Origin of the sequence: Dysgonomonas termitidis, assembly GCF_042654545.1 — a bacterium.
Lineage (GTDB): Bacteria > Bacteroidota > Bacteroidia > Bacteroidales > Dysgonomonadaceae > Dysgonomonas > Dysgonomonas termitidis.
Map to the genome: position 1 here is coordinate 1 of NZ_JBHSGN010000020.1, position 938 is coordinate 938.

At 50.0% G+C, this 938-nt stretch carries 1 protein-coding gene; it reads right to left on the minus strand.

The features are described from left to right. Positions 1-9: 9 nt before the first annotated feature. On the minus strand, positions 10-938 hold a 929-nt coding region (locus ACFO6W_RS02935), incomplete at its 5' end, for a helix-turn-helix domain-containing protein (RefSeq protein WP_379993832.1).

Genomic DNA, 938 nt, shown 5'->3' on the forward strand with positions numbered 1-938 from the left:
ATAATGTTGTTAGATTCGGTTATCCATTTTTACACTTTCTTTACCTATTTCACACCCAAACCTGTGATGTTGCCGTATCCCGCCCGGCGGTTCTCCCAGATGCTGCTTACAGTAGCGGCTGAATGAGGCTTTTGATGCAAAGCCGAATTCAGCGCGCAGTTCGTTTAGCGATTTATCCCCCGTGCAGAGGGCATGGTATATCTTTTTTGCCCTGTGCTGGTTCATCCACTTGTACCCGGATATATTAAATACCTTCCTGAAGCGCTTCTCTATGCCTGAGAGGGACATATTCATCGCGGCGGCCAACTCGGAAAGGGAGTGGTAGTTGTGGTAATTGTTCATCACATAAAGGGAGAAACCCGGGTCACCGCTCAGGGCCTCGTGAAAAAACAACGCGAGTTCCTCTTTCGAATAAAATTCCCCGAGCAGGTAGAGCAGTTCATTTATCTTCAGTTCATTATAATATCCGCAACAGAGCCCTTTGCGTATACAGTAGGCCAGCATATCCGTATACCCCTTTACGGGTTCCTTCATTTCCAGCAGGTAGGGGGAATCCGTTCCCGTATCCGGCGTCCGGTGTACCAGGTCCTCCAGCCTGTAGCAGTCGCAGAACTGCAGCTTGGAGTAAGGGCGTATGAACAGGAGCAGGGCTCCGGATTCAGCCCTGTAGCTGAAGTTGTAGCCTACAGGCAGGTAAAGCGCCTGCCCGCAGCGCATCCGGCGGTTATTGTACATCCCGAAGGAATAGGTGATCTCCCCCCTGAGCAGGAAGATGATCTTACTCTGCAGGGCCTGTTGTTTATGGCTGCTGCCGGTACTGATTTCTTTGGTTTCAATGGCCGGTCTTGTTCCCTTGTCGCAGCTCTGGCAGTTGCGGCAGGCCATGTGTTCGTTAAGGTATGATAAATCCATATTCAGTTGGTTTTGAGTTTGTTTAA